Raw genomic sequence first — 4,025 nt, 5'->3', positions numbered from 1 at the left:
AGACCATCGCCTCGAAGTGCCGGCGGACGAACTGCCCCGGCCTGCTCCTGTCGACCACGGCCTTCTGCCAGTTCTGCGTGGCGAACGAGATGTCGGCCCGCTCCCCGTCCTCGCCGAGCGCGCTGATGTACTCGCCACGGGCGGCCTCGTTGCGCTGCGCGTGCGCGAGCGCGTCCAGGACCCGTCCGTCCTCCGAGGTGACGGTGAACTCCAGCTTCTCCGCCAGGTCGAACTTCAGCGCCGGTCCCGGCCGATCTGCCCGTACAGCAGCACCTCCCAGAAGTTGCCGTGATGGGCAGAGACCTTCTCGATCTGCTCGTACTGCTTGGCGAAGCCGCCGAAGCCCTCCACGGTCTTCGTGACCGTTCCGAGCCCGCCGGACTGCACCAGCAGGGCCTTCGTCAGGGCGAGGACGGCCGGGGAGACCTCACCGCCCAGGCGACGGGCGATCTCCTCCACCGGCGCCTGCTCGTCCAGCCCCTCAAGGGCGGCCACGGCCTCGGCGGTCATCTCGGCGGCCTTCGCCAGCGCGACGTGAGCCGGACCATCCTCATCAATGTCCTTGAGCACGCTGCGGTAGTTGCCGATCAGCGCCTCGGTGATCTCCCGCTCGGCGAGCCGGATCGCCTCCAGCTCCTCCTTTGCCCTCTTGACCTTCGTCCCCATGCGCTTGCAGAGCATGGTCGCCAGATCGTCACGGACCCGCATCCTCGCCTTGTGCACCAGGCACGCCACCAGCGCGTGCCGTCTGCTTCCCGCTCCTCCAGCAGCCGCAGAAGGCCCGCCTGTTCTACCGCGCTCATCCGGCGTGGATGCCCGCGCAGATTGCGGCGTTCACCTCCCTGCGGACCGTCGAGGCCATCGCGTCGAAGGTGGAGAACGCCGGCAGCTCCAGCCCGGCCTCCACCACCTTCTCCAGCGCAATGTTGATCAGGTCCGCCGGGCGGTTCTTCGCCGCGGCCTCCTTCCGGATCGACACCTCCGTGATCCGCCGAGCCTCCGCCTGGTTGTAGACCACCCCGACCCGCTGCCGCACCAGACCCCGGTGGTTCTTCGCCGTCTTCGCCGCCCGGTACAGCGGCAGGGTGCCCTCGGGCAGCTCCACCGCCCGCCGGACGAAGTCCACCACCGTCTCCGGGACGCCCTTCAGCTTCGGGAAACACCCCATGCGCTGGTAGGACTTCAACATCAGCAACAGGGCCAGCAGATGCTCATCGCAGTCCGTCGCCCCGGACGCCCACGCCACCTCATCCCGCGTCGGCGAGAAGAACAGATGCAGCTCATGCGCGGTGATCAGCCGCTTGAACCGCGGGTACGCGGTCCGCTCGATCGAGGTCACAATCCCGCGCCGCGCCCAGACAACAGCTCAACATCACCACCAGCGACGTTGAGTCGAACGGGTGACGGGCCAGGCGATCACGGCTTCAAGATCATTCCATGGCCCCTTTGGGGCTCACCTCGGCGATACCCCCATGTGCGTTGAGATCTAAACGCATTCGACGCTGACAGGGGATCACACCGTGGCCGATACCGCCGCACCAGGGGGACCCGTGCCTGCCCACACCCCGGCCGAGATCGCCTCGGCCTGACGACGGGAGCGCCCCGGCACTCCCGCCGAGTCGATCGAGATCGTCACGCCCATCTGGTGGCTGGGCGAACTCTTCGCCGACGACCGCAACCGGGCCCTGCGGCAAGCCGGGATCGACGCGGCCACCCTCGACCTGCTGTCCGTCATCCGCCGCTCAGGTCCGCCCTACGCCCTCAGCACCCGCGAGCGCACGCGGCGGACACTGGTGACCGCCGGAGCGATCTCCCAGCGCGTCGCCCGGCCCGAACGGGACGGCCTCGTCCAGCGGACACGGGGACCACCGGCCGCCGCACCGTCCTGGTGAAGCTCACGACCGAAGGGCACGCGCTCATCGAGCGATCCGTTGATACCGTGCTCGGCCGAGAGGCCGCACTCGTCAGTTGCTTGTCGGCGGGCGAACGAGCCTCGCTCATCGAGCTGCTGGACAAACTGATGGCCGATGTCCGGCAACGCACGGTCCACGAAGCCTGAGCCCTTCGCCCCCCCAGTCCACTCTTTGAACAGACCACCTCACGCAACCATCCCTGCGGTGACGGATGAGCGGGCCGTTGGTCCCTGCCATGCCAGTGTCGATGCAGGCCGTCATGGAACCAGCGGACGTGGCCTAGGAGTTGGGTGTGTCATACGTCAATGCCCCGCGCCCCTCACAGGAGAGGGAGCACTCCACGAAAATCACCGCTCCTCCCGCTGGTGCGTGGTACCGGTCGATCGACTGTCCGGGGAGGAGGTCCACAACCCCCGTGAACATCCGCTGCCCCGCCTGGTCGAGTGCGCCGAGGCTGAGTTTGCAATCACCGGTGTTGGCCGGATGGCCGATCCCGAAGGGGGTCGTGACCTCATTGGTGAGACGGACGTAATTCTCCAGGTCACCCGGACAGGGGACCGATACGGTGGTGCGGTCGGCCATGGTCGATCACTCTCCGGCAGTCGTCGGTGCGCGCGGTGAGCTTTTCCCCGGCGGAGATCGTTAAGGTCGGTTTCATCCCTGTGGGGGACCTGATCCGCGTGCACCGCCGCCCAGACGGCCGCCCTCCCGGCCGCCCGGCCCACCGCAGGGCAGCAGGATCGAGTGCCCGCATGCCCGACCTCGGGCGTGTCTGCTGTTCAGGTGCGCTGTCCAGCCGAGGCCCCGGTTTCGGCCCGCACGCGGAGTACGGGCCGACCGGGCCGCCGTCTTTCGGTATTTGGGTGCTGCCGGCGGGAAGACGGGTGTTGGGCAGTGTCGACCGACTGACTATCCCGACTTCCCTGACATCCCCGATTTCCGCGGCTTCCCTGGCGTCCCTGACTTCCCCGGCTTCCCCGCGTGGACCTGGACGTTGTCGATGACCGGCCCACATGTGCTGTTCGGATCGGTGGTGCTGGCCAGGCGAAGCGTGGTGCGGTCACTCGTCGCGGTGAAGAGCACGGTCTCCAGCCGCCACCCCATGTCGGACGGGGAGTGCCCGGTGATGTCGGCGGAGAAGCTCCGTGTGACCTTCCCGGCTTGGACGGTCATGGTCTTCACCGTGGGAGCGCAGTTGGGGTTGCCGGCCAGATAGAAGGTGACCGTGTACGGCCGACCGGAGGTGGTGTCCAACGTCTGGGCGATCGCCCCGGAGGCCGGTGCGGGTAGATCGCCGTTCAGGTCGATCGACTGGTTGCCGTCCGCCGCCTTCCACGCCGTCGGGCTGTCCACTTCCACGGAGTTCTGGACGACGCGCCATGGCCCGATGTCATCACCCGCGTGATAGAGGGTGTACGGAGAACCGGCGGTCGGCGACTCGAAGCTGCCGTTGGTCAGCAACGTACCGGGCGCAGGGGTCTGATGCGGAGTCTGCGTCGGAGCCGGAGCCTGAGGGGTGTTCGGAGAAGGAGAAGGCGAGCCGGTCGCGCCGGGGTGCGAGTGAGACGATTTGGGGCTCTGCGCAGGGGTGCCCGGTGAGGGGTTCGGGCGCGGCTGGAGATTGCCGCCGTCGCTCAGCTGGGATGCCGTCGGCGAGGGCGGCGGCGTAGGGGCGGACGGCTCCGGCAGCCATGATGCGGAGGTGGACGTCGTGGGGTGCGCCTTGCCGTCCGTGCGTGGGCCCTCGGAGGACCCCCACGACAGCATCAGCGCGGGGGCCGCGGTGAGAGCGGCGAGGCCGGCCACCACCGAGAGGGTGACGACGGCGGCGCCCGGACCAGCACCTTCGGCGCCCCCCGTTGCGCCTCGGGAAGCGCCTTCCGTTGCAGCGCCCTCCGTTGCTCTGCCGGCTACTCCCTCCGCCGATTCGTCCGTCGCGTCCTCCGGAGTCTCGTTCGGTGGTGCCTGCGGGGTCTGCGATGCCTGTGGTGCCTGTGGTGCCTGCGATTGCGGTGGTGCCTGGGATGCCTCGACCAGTGGGGCGAAGTAGCCGGCGAACACCGGCCCCAGGATCAGCGGGGCCAGAATGCCGCGCAGCCGGCCGGAGACCTC

At 68.6% G+C, this 4,025-nt stretch carries 4 protein-coding genes and 1 pseudogene; 1 reads left to right on the top strand and 4 read right to left on the bottom strand.

Annotated features, from left to right (window positions below):
• Nucleotides 1–234 precede the first annotated feature (234 nt).
• Nucleotides 235–708: a hypothetical protein gene (locus AB0C96_RS42930; protein WP_362925730.1), complete on the bottom strand. Its 474-nt coding sequence runs from the start codon at nt 706–708 to the stop codon at nt 235–237.
• Between the two features lie 91 nt (nt 709–799).
• Nucleotides 800–1,339, bottom strand: coding sequence for a DUF4158 domain-containing protein (locus AB0C96_RS42925; RefSeq protein WP_362925728.1), 540 nt, complete (start codon nt 1,337–1,339; stop codon nt 800–802).
• A gap of 181 nt (nt 1,340–1,520) precedes the next feature.
• Between AB0C96_RS42925 and AB0C96_RS42920 the strand changes: the two are divergent.
• Nucleotides 1,521–2,059: pseudogene (locus AB0C96_RS42920) on the top strand (MarR family transcriptional regulator).
• A gap of 133 nt (nt 2,060–2,192) precedes the next feature.
• Here AB0C96_RS42920 and AB0C96_RS42915 read toward each other — a convergent pair.
• Together AB0C96_RS42915 and AB0C96_RS42910 are read right to left on the bottom strand one after the other, a co-directional pair.
• Nucleotides 2,193–2,495 carry a hypothetical protein gene (locus tag AB0C96_RS42915; protein ID WP_362925726.1) on the bottom strand — a complete coding sequence of 101 codons (303 nt, stop codon included), beginning with the start codon at nt 2,493–2,495 and terminating at the stop codon, nt 2,193–2,195.
• Nucleotides 2,496–2,822: 327 nt separating this feature from the next.
• Nucleotides 2,823–4,025 (bottom strand): choice-of-anchor C family protein (locus AB0C96_RS42910; RefSeq protein WP_362925724.1); only part of this gene is annotated, 1,203 nt, incomplete at its 5' end.

Origin of the sequence: Streptomyces sp. NPDC048506 (assembly GCF_040651315.1) — a bacterium.
Lineage (GTDB): Bacteria > Actinomycetota > Actinomycetes > Streptomycetales > Streptomycetaceae > Streptomyces.
The sequence above is the reverse complement of the archived record's forward strand: the minus strand, read 5'-3'. Positions and strand labels throughout refer to the sequence as shown.

What these genes read in the sequence shown, in the direction of transcription:
- AB0C96_RS42930 (WP_362925730.1), bottom strand. Translation starts at nt 708, where the DNA reads ATGCGGGTCCGTGACGATCTGGCGACCATGCTCTGCAAGCGCATGGGG.
- AB0C96_RS42915 (WP_362925726.1), bottom strand. Translation starts at nt 2,495, where the DNA reads ATGGCCGACCGCACCACCGTATCGGTCCCCTGTCCGGGTGACCTGGAG.